General features: G+C 52.0%; 14 protein-coding genes. 4 read left to right on the top strand and 10 right to left on the bottom strand.

Annotated elements, in window-relative coordinates; genetic code table 11:
• Positions 1–156: 156 nt before the first annotated feature.
• Both Q4526_RS16220 and Q4526_RS16215 read right to left on the bottom strand, forming a co-directional pair.
• Entirely contained in the window at positions 157–2,283 is a 2,127-nt protein-coding gene (locus Q4526_RS16220; protein WP_215978171.1) for a methyl-accepting chemotaxis protein, read from the bottom strand.
• A gap of 430 nt (positions 2,284–2,713) precedes the next feature.
• Positions 2,714–3,607 carry a LysR family transcriptional regulator gene (locus Q4526_RS16215; protein ID WP_215978170.1) on the bottom strand — a complete coding sequence of 298 codons (894 nt, stop codon included), beginning with the start codon at positions 3,605–3,607 and terminating at the stop codon, positions 2,714–2,716.
• Positions 3,608–3,726: 119 nt separating this feature from the next.
• On the opposite strand from Q4526_RS16215, the gene Q4526_RS16210 reads away from it, so the two are divergent.
• Both Q4526_RS16210 and fghA read left to right on the top strand, forming a co-directional pair.
• Positions 3,727–4,845: an S-(hydroxymethyl)glutathione dehydrogenase/class III alcohol dehydrogenase gene (locus tag Q4526_RS16210; RefSeq protein WP_215978169.1), complete on the top strand. Its 1,119-nt coding sequence runs from the start codon at positions 3,727–3,729 to the stop codon at positions 4,843–4,845.
• An 18-nt stretch (positions 4,846–4,863) separates the two neighbouring features.
• Positions 4,864–5,700 (top strand): S-formylglutathione hydrolase, encoded by an 837-nt coding sequence (gene fghA, locus Q4526_RS16205; RefSeq protein ID WP_215978168.1) that lies wholly within the window; start codon positions 4,864–4,866, stop codon positions 5,698–5,700.
• Here the strand turns inward: fghA and Q4526_RS16200 are convergent.
• Positions 5,660–6,640, bottom strand: coding sequence for a diguanylate cyclase (locus Q4526_RS16200; RefSeq protein ID WP_215978167.1), 981 nt, complete (start codon positions 6,638–6,640; stop codon positions 5,660–5,662). The two genes, fghA and Q4526_RS16200, sit on opposite strands and share 41 nt — an antisense overlap.
• Before the next feature lie 72 nt (positions 6,641–6,712).
• Positions 6,713–7,438 carry an SIMPL domain-containing protein gene (locus Q4526_RS16195; protein ID WP_215978166.1) on the bottom strand — a complete coding sequence of 242 codons (726 nt, stop codon included), beginning with the start codon at positions 7,436–7,438 and terminating at the stop codon, positions 6,713–6,715.
• A 78-nt stretch (positions 7,439–7,516) separates the two neighbouring features.
• On the opposite strand from Q4526_RS16195, the gene Q4526_RS16190 reads away from it, so the two are divergent.
• Complete coding sequence (locus Q4526_RS16190) at positions 7,517–8,311, top strand: ABC transporter substrate-binding protein (protein WP_215978165.1); 795 nt, start codon at positions 7,517–7,519, stop codon at positions 8,309–8,311.
• 15 nt (positions 8,312–8,326) lie between these two features.
• Positions 8,327–10,522: an FdhF/YdeP family oxidoreductase gene (locus Q4526_RS16185; RefSeq protein ID WP_215978164.1), complete on the top strand. Its 2,196-nt coding sequence runs from the start codon at positions 8,327–8,329 to the stop codon at positions 10,520–10,522.
• Here Q4526_RS16185 and Q4526_RS16180 read toward each other — a convergent pair.
• From Q4526_RS16180 to Q4526_RS16155, 6 genes are all read right to left on the bottom strand, one after another.
• Entirely contained in the window at positions 10,497–12,248 is a 1,752-nt protein-coding gene (locus Q4526_RS16180; RefSeq protein ID WP_215978163.1) for a phosphotransferase, read from the bottom strand. The two genes, Q4526_RS16185 and Q4526_RS16180, sit on opposite strands and share 26 nt — an antisense overlap.
• A 64-nt stretch (positions 12,249–12,312) precedes the next feature.
• Complete coding sequence (locus tag Q4526_RS16175; RefSeq protein WP_215978162.1) at positions 12,313–13,512, bottom strand: NAD(P)/FAD-dependent oxidoreductase; 1,200 nt, start codon at positions 13,510–13,512, stop codon at positions 12,313–12,315.
• Between the two features lie 83 nt (positions 13,513–13,595).
• Positions 13,596–14,879: a flagellar assembly protein T N-terminal domain-containing protein gene (locus Q4526_RS16170; RefSeq protein WP_215978161.1), complete on the bottom strand. Its 1,284-nt coding sequence runs from the start codon at positions 14,877–14,879 to the stop codon at positions 13,596–13,598.
• A gap of 18 nt (positions 14,880–14,897) precedes the next feature.
• Entirely contained in the window at positions 14,898–15,467 is a 570-nt protein-coding gene (locus Q4526_RS16165; protein ID WP_215978160.1) for an LPP20 family lipoprotein, read from the bottom strand.
• A gap of 156 nt (positions 15,468–15,623) precedes the next feature.
• Positions 15,624–16,040, bottom strand: a complete 417-nt coding sequence (locus Q4526_RS16160) for an MAPEG family protein (protein WP_215978159.1) — start codon at positions 16,038–16,040, stop codon at positions 15,624–15,626.
• Positions 16,041–16,058: 18 nt separating this feature from the next.
• Positions 16,059–16,655 (bottom strand): DUF938 domain-containing protein, encoded by a 597-nt coding sequence (locus Q4526_RS16155; RefSeq protein ID WP_215978158.1) that lies wholly within the window; start codon positions 16,653–16,655, stop codon positions 16,059–16,061.
• Between the last annotated feature and the right edge of the window lie 129 nt (positions 16,656–16,784).

Below are 16,784 nucleotides of genomic sequence, written 5' to 3'. Positions count from 1 at the left end.
GTGGTGATCGAGAGGGCTACTTAGATTTGTCGGGTAGGGGCCACGGCAGCTCAATGTGTATAGTGAGGTAAGCGCTAACCGGCGGCGAGCTCGCGCCCGGTGGAAGCTGTCGGGCGCGTGTCTAAGGTTGATGTGGCAATCGTAATAAGCCGCTGGTTAAGTTTTGAGTGAGCTGAGCTGGTCATCCAACCGCTGCATGATGGTGTCTAGCTCAACACCGGTTTGATCAGACTCTTTGGCCATAGCGGCTAGCTGGTTTGCTTTATCTCCGATTATCGTCAGATTGCGGCTGATCTCTTCACTTACGGCGCTCTGCTCTTCGGCGGCGGTGGCGACTTGGGTAATATTGTCGGCAATAGAGTTTACATCCGCCACCACCGTGGACAGTGAGTCGAAGGAGGCCTGTGTATTGGCCTTAGTGTCTTCGGCTTTTTCGGCGCTGCTGGCGATGACCGCCACAGAGCGATTGACCCCTTCTTTTAAGCTAGAAATTAAATCATTAATTTCGTCGGTACTGTTTTGAGTTTTGCTGGCCAGGTTGCGCACCTCGTCGGCTACAACGGCAAAGCCGCGGCCTTGCTCGCCGGCTCGTGCCGCTTCAATTGCCGCATTGAGGGCCAGTAAATTGGTTTGTTCGGCAATGGCGCGAATAACATCGAGAATTCGATTGATATCTTCTGTGCGTGCGGCCACATCGCGAATGCTGTCGCTGGCGGTCAGCATTTCACCGGTGAGCTGTTCCACTCGTTCGACAGAGCTTGCCAGCGCTTCACGCGACTGAACCACGGTATCCAGGGAAGTGGTGGCATTTTCCGATACTTGTGCGGCCAGCTGGGAAACACTGGTTGCCGTTTGTGACATCTCGTTGGTGGCGGTCACCACACTGTCGATTTCCCGCTGTTGTTCGTGGGTGGCCTCGGCGGCGCGCTTGTTGATCGATGTGATCTGCTCGGCCGATTGGTGTGCATCGGAGCCAATTTGTTTTAACTCATTCACCATATGGCGCAGCTTGGCGATAAAGTTATTGAAGCCCCGCGATAAAGACATCAACTCGGCGTGGGTCTGTACGTCAATGGAGGCACTGAGATCCCCCTCCTGGCTCGCCAGATTGTGCACCCGCTCATCGAGCTTGCGCAGGGGGCGGACGATCGACTGCACCAATAATAACAGTGCAACGCCAATGGCCAGAGAGATCGCCAAAGAGATAACCGTTTGGTTGCGCAGCAGGGTCGCGACATTGTTATCAATGGTGCCGGTCAGGCGGCTGGTGGTGGCCAATACCACCTCTTCTGGCAGCTCGACTAACAGTGACCAGGTCGAATCGGAGGCCTCGATAAACAGTGGTTGAGCAACATAGTAGGTGCCATCGCGCTTGAGGGTTGAATCGGCTTTTTGGTGCAAATTAGTCAGCTGCTCGGCATAAGTGTCCCGCGCTTCAGAAAGGGGGCGGGTCAGCTTGTCGGTGTATTCACTGGAGCCGACAATTAAGCCCTTTTCGCTCAAAAGTGTGATGCGGCTGCGGCCGGCGTAAAGCTCGCGGTGTAACTCGTCAATTAAGGATTGTATGACCGGCAAGTTGACGTCAATTCCGACCACACCGCGAAAATCGCCGGCAACAGTAATGGCACTGGTCAAGCTAGTCATCAATTCGCTGTAACCGGGGCGGATTTCATAAAAGTATGGCTCTAGCACGCAGGCGCTACGAGTGTCTTTTGAGCATAAAAACCACTCGGCCTCGCGCTGGCCAAACTCGTCTCTGGTGTCGAGATATTTTTCTTCTGAGTCTTCGACGCGCTCTTGGTGAACTTGCCCGGCCTGATCCCGTATCCAGTAAATCTCCAGGGCGCCGCTATTGGCTACCGTATGCACCTGCTCACTGCCGAGTAATTGTGTGTCTTGTCGATCGTAGGCATCGGCTTCGAACTGTGCGTACAAAGCGCTGATGTCGGCGTGCTGCGTCAGAGTGGCTTCGGTAAGAAGGTTCACTTGTGCCCGGTTGAGGCGGTGTTGTTCATTCGCTGCACTCAGAGAGAGTTCGCCGGCAAGAGTCTCGGTCACCCGGAATAGGCTGTTCATGTAGCCGGCGACTCTATTGCCAAGGCTGGCCGCTTCACTGTTAAGCCGCCCCAGTACTTCGTCCTCCATGGCGGCCTGGGTTTGCTCCAACAGCTGACTTTTCATACCGTTGAGGCCAGACACCAGCTGGGTCACCAAGACCGAGAGTAATAAAACTAACGCAACGGCTATGGCGCCCAGCAATTTGGCCTTCAAGGTTCTGAACATGGGGAGTCCTTGGTCGTGAGTATTGAGATTAAAGTGTAGATGAGTTTGGCGACATAATGATGACGCGGGGCGGTTATCTACCGCGTACAGAGGCGCGCCTTACAACGTTATCGGTCGCTGCGGGTTTTCTTTAGGTATAAAGACACCTCTATTAATTCAGAATCGCCTCTGGCCTTCAGGGCTTTTCGAGCCCAAGGCGGCTTCGTGAAAGCGCGCTGGTTGCCCGTCTAGCGGAGCCAACACAGAGTCGGGAAGCCCTGAAGACCCCGCAGGGCGCGGCCAAAACGTCCATCCGCGTCGTTGCTCTTATTGCTAAGGGCTTACGGCTAAGAGCGGCTAGCGGAGTGAGCGTTTTGGACTCGCGTAGAGACGGCTTTGATTTAATAGAAGTGCCCTTAATTGTTTTTGCCACTTTTCGGTGCGGCTATGGTTATGACACCGTGCGATTAAGAAGGCTCGGTAGCTGAGATTCCAGATGGTGTACTAACAGTCGAACTTTGGGTGATAGCCGGCGCGTGGGAGGGTAGAGCGCCCAAATTCCTTCGCGGGCGGGGGAATAGGTCTTTAAAATTGGTATCAGCCGTTGCTCGGCTAGCTCGGAGGTTAAGTAGTAGTCCGGTAATTGAATTAAACCAATTCCTTTGCGGGCCGCATCGACTAAGCTGGGGCCATTGTTGCATCGAAGGCTACCGCTAACACGCACATTGCGGGCTCGTCCCGCTTCACTAAAGCGCCAGTAATCCAGCGTACCCAGCAGGCAGTTGTGGTCGGTTAATTCACTTAGCGTGTGCGGCGTACCGTGGCGGGCTAGATATCCGGGCGCGGCACACACAATGGGGGTGCGCTCGGCCAGTAAACGGGCAATCAGGCGGCTATCTTCCAGTGGGCCAAGTCGCACGGCCAAATCTAGGCCTTCATCCATTAGGTCTAGGCGTTGATTACTCAGTGTCAAATCAATGCGCAACTGCGGGTGTTGCAAGGCAAAATCGTTAATCAGTGGGGCGATGTATGTTTCGCCAAAGGTGACCGGGGCGGTCAATCGCAGTATTCCGGTGGGATTGGTTTGCAGCTCGGCCAGCTCGTTTTCGGCACTGCTTAAAGCGTCGAGAATTTGCCGGCAATGCTGGTAGAAGACCCGCCCCTCTTCGGTCATGTTGACCTTGCGCGTGGTGCGATCAAGCAGGCGTGTATTGAGCCTTTGTTCGCGGGCTTTTATTTGGCGGCTAATGTGGGCTACAGATGTTCCCAGACGTTGGGCGGCACGGGTAAAACTCCCGGTTTCAGCCACGGCGACAAACTCACTGATGCCCTCCCAATTGCCCATTATTACCCTGCTGTAAAAATGTTTTACTTGTAGGCTGTATTATTATCCAGATAAAAATAATTACAATGGGGACATAGACTAAACAGTCTCCTTTCTTTTAGCCAATTGTGAGGTTTGCCATGATTAAATCGCGTGCTGCAGTGGCCTGGGGCCCAGGCGAGCCATTGAGTATTGAAGTGGTCGATGTTATGCCGCCCAAGGCCGGTGAGGTTTTGGTGCGGGTGATCGCCAGTGGGGTCTGTCATACCGACGCATTCACCTTGTCCGGTGACGACCCGGAAGGTAATTGGCCCGCTATTCTCGGCCATGAAGGTGGCGGTATTGTTGAGCAGGTTGGAGAAGGGGTTACCAGTGTCGCGGTGGGCGACCATGTGATTCCTTTGTACACCCCCGAGTGCGGCGAATGTAAATTCTGTCTGTCCAGCAAAACCAATCTCTGCCAGCAGATACGCGAAACCCAAGGCCAAGGGCTAATGCCTGATGGCACGACTCGCTTTTATAAAGACGGCGAGCCTATCTACCACTATATGGGGTGTTCCACATTTTCTGAGTACACCGTGTTGCCAGAAATCTCATTAGCTAAGGTCGATCAATCTGCGCCCTTGGAAGAGGTTTGTCTGCTGGGGTGCGGGGTCACCACGGGTATGGGGGCGGTGCTCAATACCGCGCAAGTGGAACCGGGCGACACGGTGGCTATCTTCGGTTTGGGTGGTATTGGTTTATCGGCCGTTATTGGGGCCACCATGGCGGGTGCCATGCGTATTATTGGGGTGGATATTAACGACAGTAAATTCGACTTAGCTAAGAAGCTGGGGGCTACCGACTGCATTAACCCAAAAGACTACGATAAACCGGTTCAAGAGGTGATTGTCGAGCTTACCGATGGCGGTGTTGACTATTCGTTTGAATGTATTGGCAATGTCGATGTGATGCGCTCTGCGCTGGAGTGCTGCCACAAAGGTTGGGGCGAGTCGGTCATTATCGGTGTCGCCGGTGCCGGTCAGGAAATCAGTACCCGGCCGTTTCAGTTGGTGACTGGACGGGTTTGGCGCGGCACAGCCTTTGGTGGGGTCAAGGGGCGCTCGGAGTTGCCAGGTATTGTCGAGGATTATTTGGCCGGCAAGTTTAAGCTCAACGATTTTATTACCCATACCATGGGTTTGGATGATATTAATCACGCGTTTGAACTTATGCATTCCGGTGAGAGCATACGCAGCGTTATTCATTTTGCCAAATAGTACATACCAGGAGCTTGTATGAGTCTAGAGGTGGTATCCAACACAAAATGTTTTTCTGGTTGGCATAAGCAGTACCGTCATCAATCATCGACCTTGAACTGCGCTATGCGCTTTGCCGTTTATTTGCCGCCGCAGGTGTCGTCGGGGCAATCGGTTCCGGTAGTGTATTGGCTGTCCGGACTGACCTGCACCGATGAAAATTTTATGCAAAAGGCAGGGGCGCAGCGTATTGCGGCTGAACTCGGTATCGCTCTGGTGGCGCCGGATACCAGCCCCAGGGGTGATGGCGTTCCCGATGACCCGGAAGCGGCCTACGATTTTGGTTTGGGCGCGGGCTTTTATCTCAACGCCACACAAGCTCCCTGGTCGCAACACTACCGTATGTACGACTATGTGGTCCATGAGCTGCCCGAATTGGTCGAAAGTGTGTTCCCGGTGAGCCAGGCGCGCGCCATCAGCGGCCACTCTATGGGGGGGCATGGTGCATTGACCATCGGCTTAAAAAATCCGGACAAATACAGTTCGATTACCGCATTCAGCCCAATCTCAAACCCGATGGATTGCCCCTGGGGGCAAAAGGCTTTTAGCCAATACCTGGGAGAAGATAAATCATTGTGGTGCGATTACGACAGCAGCGTATTAATGGCTCGCGGTGGTAAGACACCTGTGTTGGTTGATCAAGGTACAAGTGATAACTTTCTGAGTGAGCAACTTAAACCGCAAGCATTGACTCAGGCGGCCGAGCAATCTGACTATCCATTAACTCTGCGCATGCAGCAGGGCTACGACCACAGCTACTACTTTATTGCGAGCTTTATGGAAGAGCATCTGCGCTTTCACAGTCGGTATTGGTAGGTGCCGGGCGCACACAGTTGCGCCCTTCGTTTTTGGCCTGATACAGCGCCTTGTCGGCCCGGGCAATCCAGCTGTCCCAGTCTTCATCGGGGTGCTTCTGCGCGCAGCCAAATGAGGCGGTTATCGACAACTGCTCGTTAATTTCTCGGCGCAGTAGTTCGGCGATGCGGCAGGCGTTGCTGAGGCCTGTGTTGTTTAACACCACTAAAAACTCCTCGCCGCCATAGCGGTACAGCTCATCGCTTTGGCGCAGCTTGTTGGTCATCAGGGCAGAAATTTGTTGGAGTATTGTATCGCCTCGCTCGTGTCCGAGCTCATCGTTAATAGCTTTAAAGTGATCCAGATCCATCAGCACCATGGAGCCGGTGTATTTTGCATTGTTTGGCCCCAGTTTAGAAAAAAGCTTACGTCGATTGCCCATGCCGGTAAGTGGGTCGTGGTGGGCCAATTGCTCAAGCTGTTGGCGCTGATCTTCTGTTTTCCAGGAAAAAATACCGGCAAAGGCACAGACTAGAATAAGGGCAACATAAAAGTCGATTGGCTCTGAGGGGTTGGTAAAGCCCGATACTGCCGGGGCAATTACAAGCAATACGGCGCAATTAATAACAATAGCTTGCCTGAGCGAGAGTAAGAAAAAATTGGCAATAACCACAGGGAAGAGCCAGTAAACCATGACGTCTAATTTAAAATACACCATGGTGATTCCCGCTATCGAGTAAAAGCTCGCACTGCTTAGGCGGGCTGCAAGGCTGTGTTGGTGGCGTAGGTTGTAGCGCAGAACAAGAAGCATGCCTAAAACGATGACTGCATCGAGCCCGGCCAATAACCATTGGCCAGCCAGTGCTCGCATCATCGCAAGGGGTGTAATGGCGATAATCGCGCAGGCGGATAGCAACAGCATCATCGCCTGGCGAAAGTTATTGCGAAGAGTCGTGATCAAGTGGTACGTCCATAGGGCGTCTTTATAGTATTAATAAAGATAGCAGCCCCGTGGCAGGCTGACAAAAAATCGTTACTCCTTGATGGCAAAAACCACCTGAATTTTTTTACTGAGGGTAATGCTCTGAGGGGCGAAGAGCTCAAATTGGGGTTGTTGGGCCCCCGCCGCCATAGATCGAAACTGTGCTTCATTGACGCCAAACTTGGGGTAAGGAGCAAGCCCTGCGTGTTGATCGGTAATTGAATAAACCCGGCCCAGTTCGACATCGAGCCCACCGGCCAACGCCTGAGCTTTGCGGCGGGCGTCGGCACCTGCTTGCTCTGTTAGCTGAGCGGTGATTAATTCGCGTTTACTGACGTCAAAAGTGGCATTGAGATTGGTGGTGTTGGGCATGCGCATTAGGTGATTGACGATGGCTTGGTAAGCATCCAGCCCCTCAATCGTTAAAGTAAACTTTTGTGTCACTTCGTAACCGGTAATCAACGGTTGATTGCCGCCGGGCTGATGACTGCGTCGCGGGCGTTTATCGATTGCCCAAGATTCAATATGCTCTCGCTCTAATCCTTGTTGGGCCCCCATTTCGACAATATCAGCCGCTCGTTGAGTCACTGTATCGACCGCCGTTTGGGCGCTCTTTGAATATTCCATGATTTGAAATTTTAAGGTTACGGTATCTGGCGCCACATCCAGTTTGGCCTCGCCGGCGACCGTAAGGTGGGCAAAGCCCGGATCTTGCTGGGCGTGGCTGCTGTTTATCAGGCTGGTAAACAGCAAAAGCGCGAAAAGAATACGTTGCATAACTTACTCCAAGGGGCATTATCTATATGGTATAAAGGTTACATTGCGCAGTGAATATTTTGTTTTTGGATTGGTTATATGTCAGAAAGTTCGCATTCGGCCCTTTTCTGCCGGATTTGTCTTGCCATCGTGCTTTTTTGGGGCGCGAGTGAGGGGCGTGCTCAAACCCTACATTTGGTTGCCGATGAGTGGTGTCCCTACAACTGCGAACCCAACAGCAAAAAGCCGGGATTTATGGTAGAAATTATGACCCGCGCCTTTGCCGAACAAGGAGTGGAGATTCACTATTCTACCTTGCCTTGGTTACGTGCACTGCGCGAGACTCGCAATGGGAAATACCATGCGACGATTGGCGCTTCTAAAGCTGAAGCACCAGACTTTATATTTCCCCGTCTTGAGCAAGGTGAAATGCGCAATGGTTTTTGGGTAAACACCGACTCACCTTGGCAGTTTCAAGGCCTACACTCATTATCACTGGTGCAGTTAGGAATTTTAGCCGGTTATGGTTATGGTCCTGCTTTAACTCAATATATTGACAGTGACAGCAGTAAAGAAATGATTTCAGTTATCCGTGGCGATAAACCCCTGGATACCGGATTGGCCATGTTATTGCGCCAACGCATTGATGCGTTAGTTGAGGATGAAACGGTTATGCGGCAAAAAATAGCGCAAGCCGACATAGAAGGTAAAGTGAAACTGGCCGGCTACGTACCAACCACGGATCGATTTAGCAAGGTATATATCGCTTTTTCACCGGCCGATAAAAATTCCAAAAAATACGCCAATATTTTAAGCCAAGCAATGTTAGAAATGAGAGCTAATGGTGAGTTAGAAAAAATATTGGCACGCTATCACCTTTCTGATTGGCGATAACCATGGGTAGCAAAAATGTTGGATGAAGCTCAGAAACAATCTATTAAAATTGTCGGCGGTGGCCCCAAGAAAGTTCTCTACACTTTAAAGACCATTCAGCGTATTGGGTTGGCCAATTCTGCCAAGGCTCTCAAAAGTCGCAATGCTTGCAAAGCCTGTGGTTTGGGGATGGGCGGTCAGCACGGCGGCATGACGAACGAGGCGGATGAGTTTCCCTCGGTATGTAATAAAAGTATTCAGGCGCAGTCAACCGATATTCAACCGCCGATTCCCGTAGAGCTGTTTGACCATGATCTAAACGATTTTAAAGATCTAAGCGCCTACGAGTTGGAGCGTTTAGGGCGATTAAACAACCCGATTTTTAAGCCCAAAGGGCAAGATAAATATCAGGTATTAAGTTGGTCGGACGCCTTGGATATTGCCGTTGACCGATTCGGCGCTGCACCCCCTGAACGCAGCTTTTTTTACTCCTCGGGCCGCTCCTCCAATGAGGCCGGTTTTGTTCTGCAATTGCTGGCGCGCCTATACGGCACTAACAACGTCAATAACTGCTCTTATTATTGCCACCAGGCTACAGGCGTTGGTCTTGGCAACAGTATCGGCACTGGGACGGCAACGGTTGCATTGGACGACTTGCAATATGCCGATTTAATTTTTGTGATTGGCGCCAACCCGGCATCCAATCATCCGCGGTTTATTCACCAACTAAAAAAATGTCGCGACCGCGGCGGCAAAGTCATTGTGATTAATCCGGCGAAAGAACCCGGGTTGGTACGTTTTGCCGTGCCGAAAAGCCCGCGCTCGATGGTCAGTGGCGGTACCTGGATTGCGTCGACCTTTGTACAGCCCAATATCGGTTCTGATTTGGCGCTACTCAATGGTATTGCCAAGGCGCTGCTGGAGCAGGGCCGTCAAGATCACACCTTTATCGCTGAGTACACCCGAGACTTCGATGGCTACGCCGAACAAATAGCCGCGCTTGAGTGGGATGCGATAATAGCCCAGTGTGGAGTGGAGAAAACGGACATAGAAAGTATCGCCCTACAACTTGCTGACGCCAACAATGCCATTTTCAGTTGGGGCATGGGCATTACCCACCACTTAAACGGGGTGGAAAATGTCGAAGCCATTGCTAACCTCGCCCTACTGAGCGGTATGCTGGGCAAGCCTGGTGCGGGTTTATTGCCTTTGCGTGGTCACAGCAATGTGCAGGGTATTGGCAGTATCGGGGTAAAGCCCGTGTTGGCAGAAGATGTACTGGCTGCGCTGGAGGATAAGTTTGCGGTTACCCTGCCGACAGAGCGCGGTATGGATACTCTTGCGTGCCTTAACACCGCGCTGGAAGGCAAGATGGATGCCGCTCTGATTATGGGCGGCAACTTATATTCGGCAACCCCCAATAGCGATTTCGCTCGCAAAGCGTTGGACGCTGTCGGATTTAAGCTATTTCTCACCACTACACTGAATGAAGGTCATGTTAATGGGGTCGAGTCCGGTGATGTAATGGTACTGCCCGTGGCCGCGCGCGACGAGGAGCCACAGAGTACTACCCAAGAGTCCATGTTTAACTATGTACGCCTGAGTGACGGCGGCATAAAACGTTTAGACAATGTTCGCTCCGAGGTCGAGATTTTGGCCGATTTAGGCAGCCGGTTATTAGAGCAAGCGCCGTTTGATTTTGCCCTGTTTAAAGAGCACCGTCATGTTCGTGAGGCGATTGCCAGCTGTATACCGGGGATGGAAGCACTGGCCGATATCGACGAGTCTAAGCAGGAGTTTAGCGTCGGTGGTCGCATTAAACACGAACCCATTTTTGATATTGGTCGCGCGCGATTTCTGTTTAGCCAAAAAGATGAAAAACAACAGTTGGAGTATCCCTTTACGCTGGCGAGTATTCGCAGTGAAGGCCAGTTTAACTCCATCATTTATGAGCAGAGCGACAGCTATCGTGGCGCGCAATCGCGCTGGACGGTATTGCTCTCCCATCACGACTGCCAAAAGCTTGGCTTAGAAGGCGGCGACCGGGTAACGGTCAAATCACAGCAAGGTGAAATGGTTGGGCTGGAAGTGGTGCCCTTTGATTTGCCATCTGGCAACGTGCTGGCTTATTACCCCGAGGCCAACGTCTTAATTGACACCGAGCACGACCCGCGCAGTAAAACACCTGCCTTTAAGTCGGTGCCGGTTAAGTTGGAGATTGCGACGAGCTAGGAGGTTCGTTGGTGAGTGCGGCGGGCATTTCAGCCAGCCGCTGATTGATTTCAGGCACTAACTCTAAAGCGTCTTTAAAGCGCTGGCTTTTAAGGCAGTAGTAGAGTGCGTTGGTAAAGCTAGCAAGCTCTATATCACTGGCTGGCACTGTATTGAGTGCCTGATCGTTCTTATATCGTAAAGTGATAGCGGTTTGGATTTGTGAAAATCCTTTTTTATTGGCGGGAAAATTACAGCCAAACACATCTAAACCCCATTGCCCCCACTGCCAAGTGATAGGGCTCTGTCCCTCTTTAATCAAAATGTTATGCGGATTAATCGTATTGTTTTGAAAAGCTGTAGGTAAATTGGCGAGCGTATTCCGTAATGCACTTATATTGTGTAATAGACTCGCGACCTGCTCGCGTTCGTCTTTTTGACACGCTAGCAGTAATGGTCTTACCAGCGCTTCATCCAGTTTCTTCCAGAGCAGTGGGTGCGAGCGTAAATAAGGCGCGGTTATGGATGTTGGCGGTAGGCATCCGGCCAGCGTCTGCTGAAGTTCAGTAGCAATGGCTTCGAATTCAGAGCGATTGGTTAATGGTGTATAGCCTGTGGCGATGCGTAAAACGTTGACGCGAAATTCTTTGTGTACGCCTGTGAATAATAGCTCTGGGGCGGGCAGCTGCGCTGCCGATTCCGAGGTTAATAGGGTCGCCTCATGGTTGCATTGTAAGGCGCGGGGCTTATCGTAAATTTTAACAATGTAGTTTTCTTTGTCTGCCTCCACCCAAAAAGCAAAGATGTTCGGTATTCCCGATTGTAGCCAGTGAATGCTCAGTGTATCGGTGGCAGGGCGTTCTCCGCTTGCCTGTTCCAATAAATCACACAGCCAATGCTTTCGGTTCGGAATCTCCAGCAGTGCCCATATCCCCTCTGAATTGATGGGGGTGTGGCTATTTAAAACATGGTCATGAAAAAATAACGCTGAATTTTTTTCTCGCAGTTCTGCGGTATTGGCTAGGTCGGCCACACTGATGATCAATTTACTGGTGGCCTGTCTGGTTAAAATAATGGTGGCAATAGTAAACAGAAGCGAGGGCCCAGAAAAGTACAGATGATCCACTACGATGATAGCGAATATAAGTAAAAAGCCAAGATTGTTAATATTTTGTAGTGATTGAATTAACAGCTTGGGCTGATTGTGTTGGCGGGCGCGGCGAACCAAAACAGGAATTGCTGGGGCTGAGGCCGCAATGACCGCAATGGTCGAAATACTGGTTAATGGATAAATAAAACTCAATACTACAAGGGATACCAGCATAAATATAATGCCGGCAAGTGAGTTAATGACCTTAGTGTAGGTGTTGGTTGCGACCTGTTCTTGATTTTCAAACAGTACGATTTTTCCAGCCTGCTCTACAATATTTCGCACTGAGGAGTTAATGAGATTAGTAGCCCACTTCTCGCCCACCAAGTATATAAGAAAGCAGATCACGGCAAGCCCACTGAGAGACAGAATCAGAGCTTCGCGCGACCACTGCTGAACCAGCTGCGGCATATAGCTAGGTATCGTCTCCATTCCCAACAGCATGACAATTTTCACGGGCAATAGCATGCCCAGCATCAGTGCTGTTTGAGCGATTAGCGTTAATGCAATGGCTTGGCTGGAGCGAAAGGGCGTCAACTGCATTAAACGCTGAGCCAACTGCCAGAGCCAGTGTGGGGTGTTTGTCGTCTGCTGCAAAAAAGCGTACCTCAGCGAAATAGTGGGCGAACTCAGTGTACCTAGGGTGTTCGGTCAAGTGAAGTCAGAGCTGTTGGCCGCAGCAATAGCCGCTGGCCCAGGCCCATTGAAAGTTAAAGCCGCCCAGCCAGCCGGTTACATCCAGCACTTCGCCGATAAAATAGAGCCCCGGGGCGGTTTTGGCCTCAAAGGTTTTGGACGATACACCGTCGGTGTCGATGCCGCCGCGGGTCACCTCTGCTGTGCGATACCCCTCGGTGCCATTGGGGATCGTCTGCCAGTGCTGCAGGGCTTGGCTGAGTCTGGCAATATCCTCCCGCCGCCACTGGGCGAGCTCTTTTTGCATCAGACCGTTTAGCCCCTGGTACTCCACCCACTGCTGGATAAAACGCTTGGGTAAGAGCTGGCTCAATAAATTGAGCGGTGATGCTTTTTGCCCCTGCTGGCGCCATTGTTCTATGTGCTGAGTGATACTCGCGCCGGGTAAAAAGTCTATGGCGAGGGTTTCACCACTGTGCCAGTAGTTGGAAATCTGCAAAGCGGCGGGGCCACTGAGGCCTTTATGGGTAAACAGTAAGCTGTCGTGAAAGCTTTGATCGTTACAAGTAATGTTTACCGGCAGTGACACCCCGGCTAACGATTGGCACAGGGTTAGCGTTTCGCCTTTAAAGGTAAAAGGCACCAATGCCGCGTCGCGCGCCTTAATTTTGAGGCCGAACTGCTTGGCGATATCGTAGCCAAAACCGCTGGCCCCCATGGTGGGGATCGACAGACCGCCGGTGGCCACCACCAGTGACTGGCAGCTGAAACTGCCCATAGAGGTGGCTAACTGATAGCGCAGGGGGCCGTCTTCGATGGGGGTGATGGCGTGTATGTCACAGCCCGTTTGTATGCTGACCGAGCCCTTATCGCACTCGGCCAAGAGTATATTCAGAATATCTTTGGCTTTGTTGTCGCAAAAGAGTTGGCCTTGGGTTTTTTCGTGGTAAGCCAATTGGTGCTCGCTTACCAGAGAAATAAAATCCCATTGGGTGTAGCGCGACAGGGCCGATTTACAAAAGTGGGGATTGGCCGAGAGATAGTTGTCGGGGCCGATATCGTAATTAGTGAAATTACAGCGCCCGCCGCCGGACATCAGGATTTTTTTGCCGACTTTATTGGCGTGATCAAGCACCGCCACCGAGCGGCCCCGCTGCCCTGCCGTGGCCGCGCACATAAGCCCGGCGGCGCCGGCGCCAATAATAATACAGTCAAAGGTTTGCATTCTGCCGCCCGTTGCGGGCCGGGCTAGATGCGCCGGCTCCGGTCAAAAGGGAGCTATTATACGTTACCTGGAGCTTTGCAGGGCTAGTGCCTGAAAGCGTCGTCGGTCACAGGCTCAGCCATTGCCATATATTGCAAATACGGCTGTAAAACGCCATCAAAGCGTCCCACGCTGTAGCCTGGGTAGGTTTGGGTAATCGTGAGGGTCACCTCGGTTTGATCCAAGCGCTTATAGGTGGTGGGCGCGAGTGCCTGAGTGCCGTAATACTGAATATTGGCAAAAGGCGCTGCACCCTGGGCGTAAACCGTAAAGCTGTCGCCCACATCGACGCCGTTGTTCGCCCCGGCCAATAGGTAGACGTTCTGGTCATGGGCGGAGACCTTTAACGGTGCCATAAAGGGTTGGCACAGGGCTTTTTGACCGATATCGGCTACAGCCTGGTCGATTAATTCACTGGTTTTATGGCCGTAATCGGTACTCCAGAATTCGGGACTGGCAAAGCCGGTGCGCGCGGTGTAGTCGGCAGTCCATAACCCTTGAGTGGCATAGCTTTTATCGAAAATACGAGCGCCGGTGACACCGTCGTGCAGCATTAAACGAAAACGGAAGTGGCGGGCACGAATGTCATCACGCGATTGGCCCACCCAGCCTTTGACGGTACTGGCCACCCGGTTAGAGGCGCGTCCCAGGCTGTTGCTGCGGTAGTAACCGTGGCCGTTGACCATCGACATGTCTTCGATGTAGCCGGTCATCACATATTGAGCTTGATACTGGTTGGCAACTTGCTGAACCGCGTTAAATAATTCGTAGTGATTACTCATTAACCGATTGGTGCTGGCCAGTAATAATTCGGGTTGGGTTTGAACCTGTAGCTGGTGGTTGGGGTAAAGCCTTTCAGCCATGGCGCTTGAAAGGGCGGTATCAGCATTGTTAAGTTCACCCACGCGACTGTGGGTTGGGCTTTTGACGTTGAAGGCGGTCACCAGTAGAGACTTTTGATAATCGCTGCTGGGGCACGTATTTATCGCTTGCGGGGCCAGTTCGGCACTGACAGTCACCTGATAGATACCGTCTTTTTGGCTCTCGCCAATCACTTTTAAAGCTTTTAGCTGGCCCTTGGTGCTAACCCGGATTTGGTCGTCCACCTCAGCGGCATTGACCACCACAGTGGAGGCGTTGACCTGCAGGCCCGCCTGCATCAGTGCGGTGCGGGCGGCATCCTCAATAGCGCGTTGGCGCACCTCAGATAAGCTGCCCTCGCTGAGTGCACTGCGCCCTTGGGCAGTAATGGTGGTTGCCGCAGCGGGTACAATAATCAAACTCCAGCTGAGCGTGGCGAGTAATGCAAGCGTCTTAAACCTGTGCATGAGTCCTTACCTTTAGTGTCAGTGAGCACCGGTGTCGTAATGTGTTTCTACTGTGCTATGCGTGCGCACGACTTGGCGCTGATCGGGATAATGCTGGCCGCGAGTAGAACCATAGGTTTGCCCCTGCATCGTAGCCAATGGTGCGAGGAAGAACTGCTCACCCAGCGTGATGGATACCGTGGTTTCAAAGTAGCCTTCTTTGTTCATTCCCTGAGTCACAATGCGAGATTCGCGCAGTGTATAGGCATCGACCAGAGCGCTCATGCGGTCAGAGTCGGTAATAAAGTCACTGACAGTGGTGTTGGCCGATATTTGTACCCCTCGTACCCTTTCTGCCAGCGTACGGTAGGCTTCGACTTCTGAGGCGCGCAGAGCCATCAGCTTTTGTTGCGGCACATTGCCGGCCAGGGTTGGGTCAATGGCACCATAACCGGTAGCGGCGATGGTTAATGGCTCAACCTGCACATGAGCCGCTTGTACGTGTTCATTGTTATAGCCGCCACAAATACGGCACTCAATAATGCCACAGCTTGCCAGCAGGCTGCTGATGGTAAGTAAAGACAAGTATTTTAAAAAGCGAACGGTCATCTTCTGGGTTCCTTGAGCTGGGATCATTAGTCCGGTTCTATCGGTTATAAGATCGGTATCGGCAGCTGCCAAGGATTATTTAGGGGTTTGTGGGTGGGATTGTTGCAGTGCAGCAGAGGGGGGCGCCCTGAACATCACAGGGCGCGAGGGGTTGAGTTAAACCAGCGCGGCGCCAATCAACACCAGCATACCTATTTGGGCAAGCAGGGCGATACCGTAAAAATAACTCCGCGGGCTGGGGTTCTTTTCCGTGGCAATGGCGTAGTAGAGCGCCATATGAATAAAACGGGCAAGGGCGTAGGTGACTACCAAAATGCCCAACCAGCGCGGATGAGCGCCGGCAAAGACACCGAGAAAGACCGAGCCGATAAACAGCGGCATATTTTCCAGCGAGTTCATAAACGTGCGGTGGGCGCGAAATACAAAAGAGTCGTGTGACAGTTCATCACTGATTTTGCCCGGTACGGCACCGGGTTGTTTGGCCTTGCTGCCGGCCGCCACAACAGCCTGAATAAACAGCGTTACCAGAGCGATATAGGTGCCGATAAAAGTAATCGAATAATCGTAATTCATAGTGCGTCTTCCTTTGGGCTAGCGGGTGAGTTTGGTCCAAACCAGCAGTCGGTTATTCGCTGGCATGGGGTAATCTTTACTCAGTACTAGAGCGTTTTGTTCGGCCAGTTGCGAGATCTCCTCAAAGTGGCGGATGCCGCTGTCCGGGTCTCGCTTTTTTAGCATTTGATCGAAGGCGGCATTGCTGTCGCTGGTGTACTGGCCGCCATAGTTAAAAGGCCCATACTGCGCAAAGATTCCCCCAGGGGGGAGGTGTTGGCCCACCTGTGTAAATAACGCCTGAACCAGCGGCCAGCTGACAATGTGTGCGGTATTGGCCGAAAATACTGCATCAATGCCGGTGGGCCAGACAGGCTGACGTAAATCAAAAACCGTCGGTCGCAGCAGGTTGTCGCTGGGCTGATGATCGATCCACTGGTTGATACCCACGTGGTTCACAGACAGATCACTGGTTTGCCAAATAAGATGAGGCAAGTTTTGGGCAAAATACACCGCATGCTGCCCCGTGCCCGAGCCGATCTCCAAAACACGGCGGCGGTCAGAGAAAACCTCGGTTAAGACATTGAGAATCGGGTCTTTATTGTTTTCACAGGCTTGAGAAAAAGGTAGAGACATAACTGGTCGTCTTTGTATTTTGGTTAGTAAGAAAAATGTAGCCGACAAACGCTGAACGCAAAAGCAAGCCTTAAGGGTTGCCAAGTTAAAGCGCTGCCCGCTCACAATTTTGTTCAGCATTCAGCATTC

This window comes from Gilvimarinus sp. 2_MG-2023 (assembly GCF_030547685.1).
Lineage (GTDB): Bacteria > Pseudomonadota > Gammaproteobacteria > Pseudomonadales > Cellvibrionaceae > Gilvimarinus.
The sequence above is the reverse complement of the archived record's forward strand: the minus strand, read 5'-3'. Positions and strand labels throughout refer to the sequence as shown.

Coding starts and splice junctions, on each gene's coding strand:
- Q4526_RS16220 (WP_215978171.1), bottom strand. CDS start 2,283: ATGTTCAGAACCTTGAAGGCCAAATTGCTGGGCGCCATAGCCGTTGCG.
- Q4526_RS16215 (WP_215978170.1), bottom strand. CDS start 3,607: ATGGGCAATTGGGAGGGCATCAGTGAGTTTGTCGCCGTGGCTGAAACC.
- Q4526_RS16210 (WP_215978169.1), top strand. CDS start 3,727: ATGATTAAATCGCGTGCTGCAGTGGCCTGGGGCCCAGGCGAGCCATTG.
- fghA (WP_215978168.1), top strand. CDS start 4,864: ATGAGTCTAGAGGTGGTATCCAACACAAAATGTTTTTCTGGTTGGCAT.
- Q4526_RS16195 (WP_215978166.1), bottom strand. CDS start 7,438: ATGCAACGTATTCTTTTCGCGCTTTTGCTGTTTACCAGCCTGATAAAC.
- Q4526_RS16190 (WP_215978165.1), top strand. CDS start 7,517: ATGTCAGAAAGTTCGCATTCGGCCCTTTTCTGCCGGATTTGTCTTGCC.
- Q4526_RS16185 (WP_215978164.1), top strand. CDS start 8,327: ATGTTGGATGAAGCTCAGAAACAATCTATTAAAATTGTCGGCGGTGGC.
- Q4526_RS16175 (WP_215978162.1), bottom strand. CDS start 13,512: ATGCAAACCTTTGACTGTATTATTATTGGCGCCGGCGCCGCCGGGCTT.
- Q4526_RS16170 (WP_215978161.1), bottom strand. CDS start 14,879: ATGCACAGGTTTAAGACGCTTGCATTACTCGCCACGCTCAGCTGGAGT.
- Q4526_RS16165 (WP_215978160.1), bottom strand. CDS start 15,467: ATGACCGTTCGCTTTTTAAAATACTTGTCTTTACTTACCATCAGCAGC.
- Q4526_RS16160 (WP_215978159.1), bottom strand. CDS start 16,040: ATGAATTACGATTATTCGATTACTTTTATCGGCACCTATATCGCTCTG.
- Q4526_RS16155 (WP_215978158.1), bottom strand. CDS start 16,655: ATGTCTCTACCTTTTTCTCAAGCCTGTGAAAACAATAAAGACCCGATT.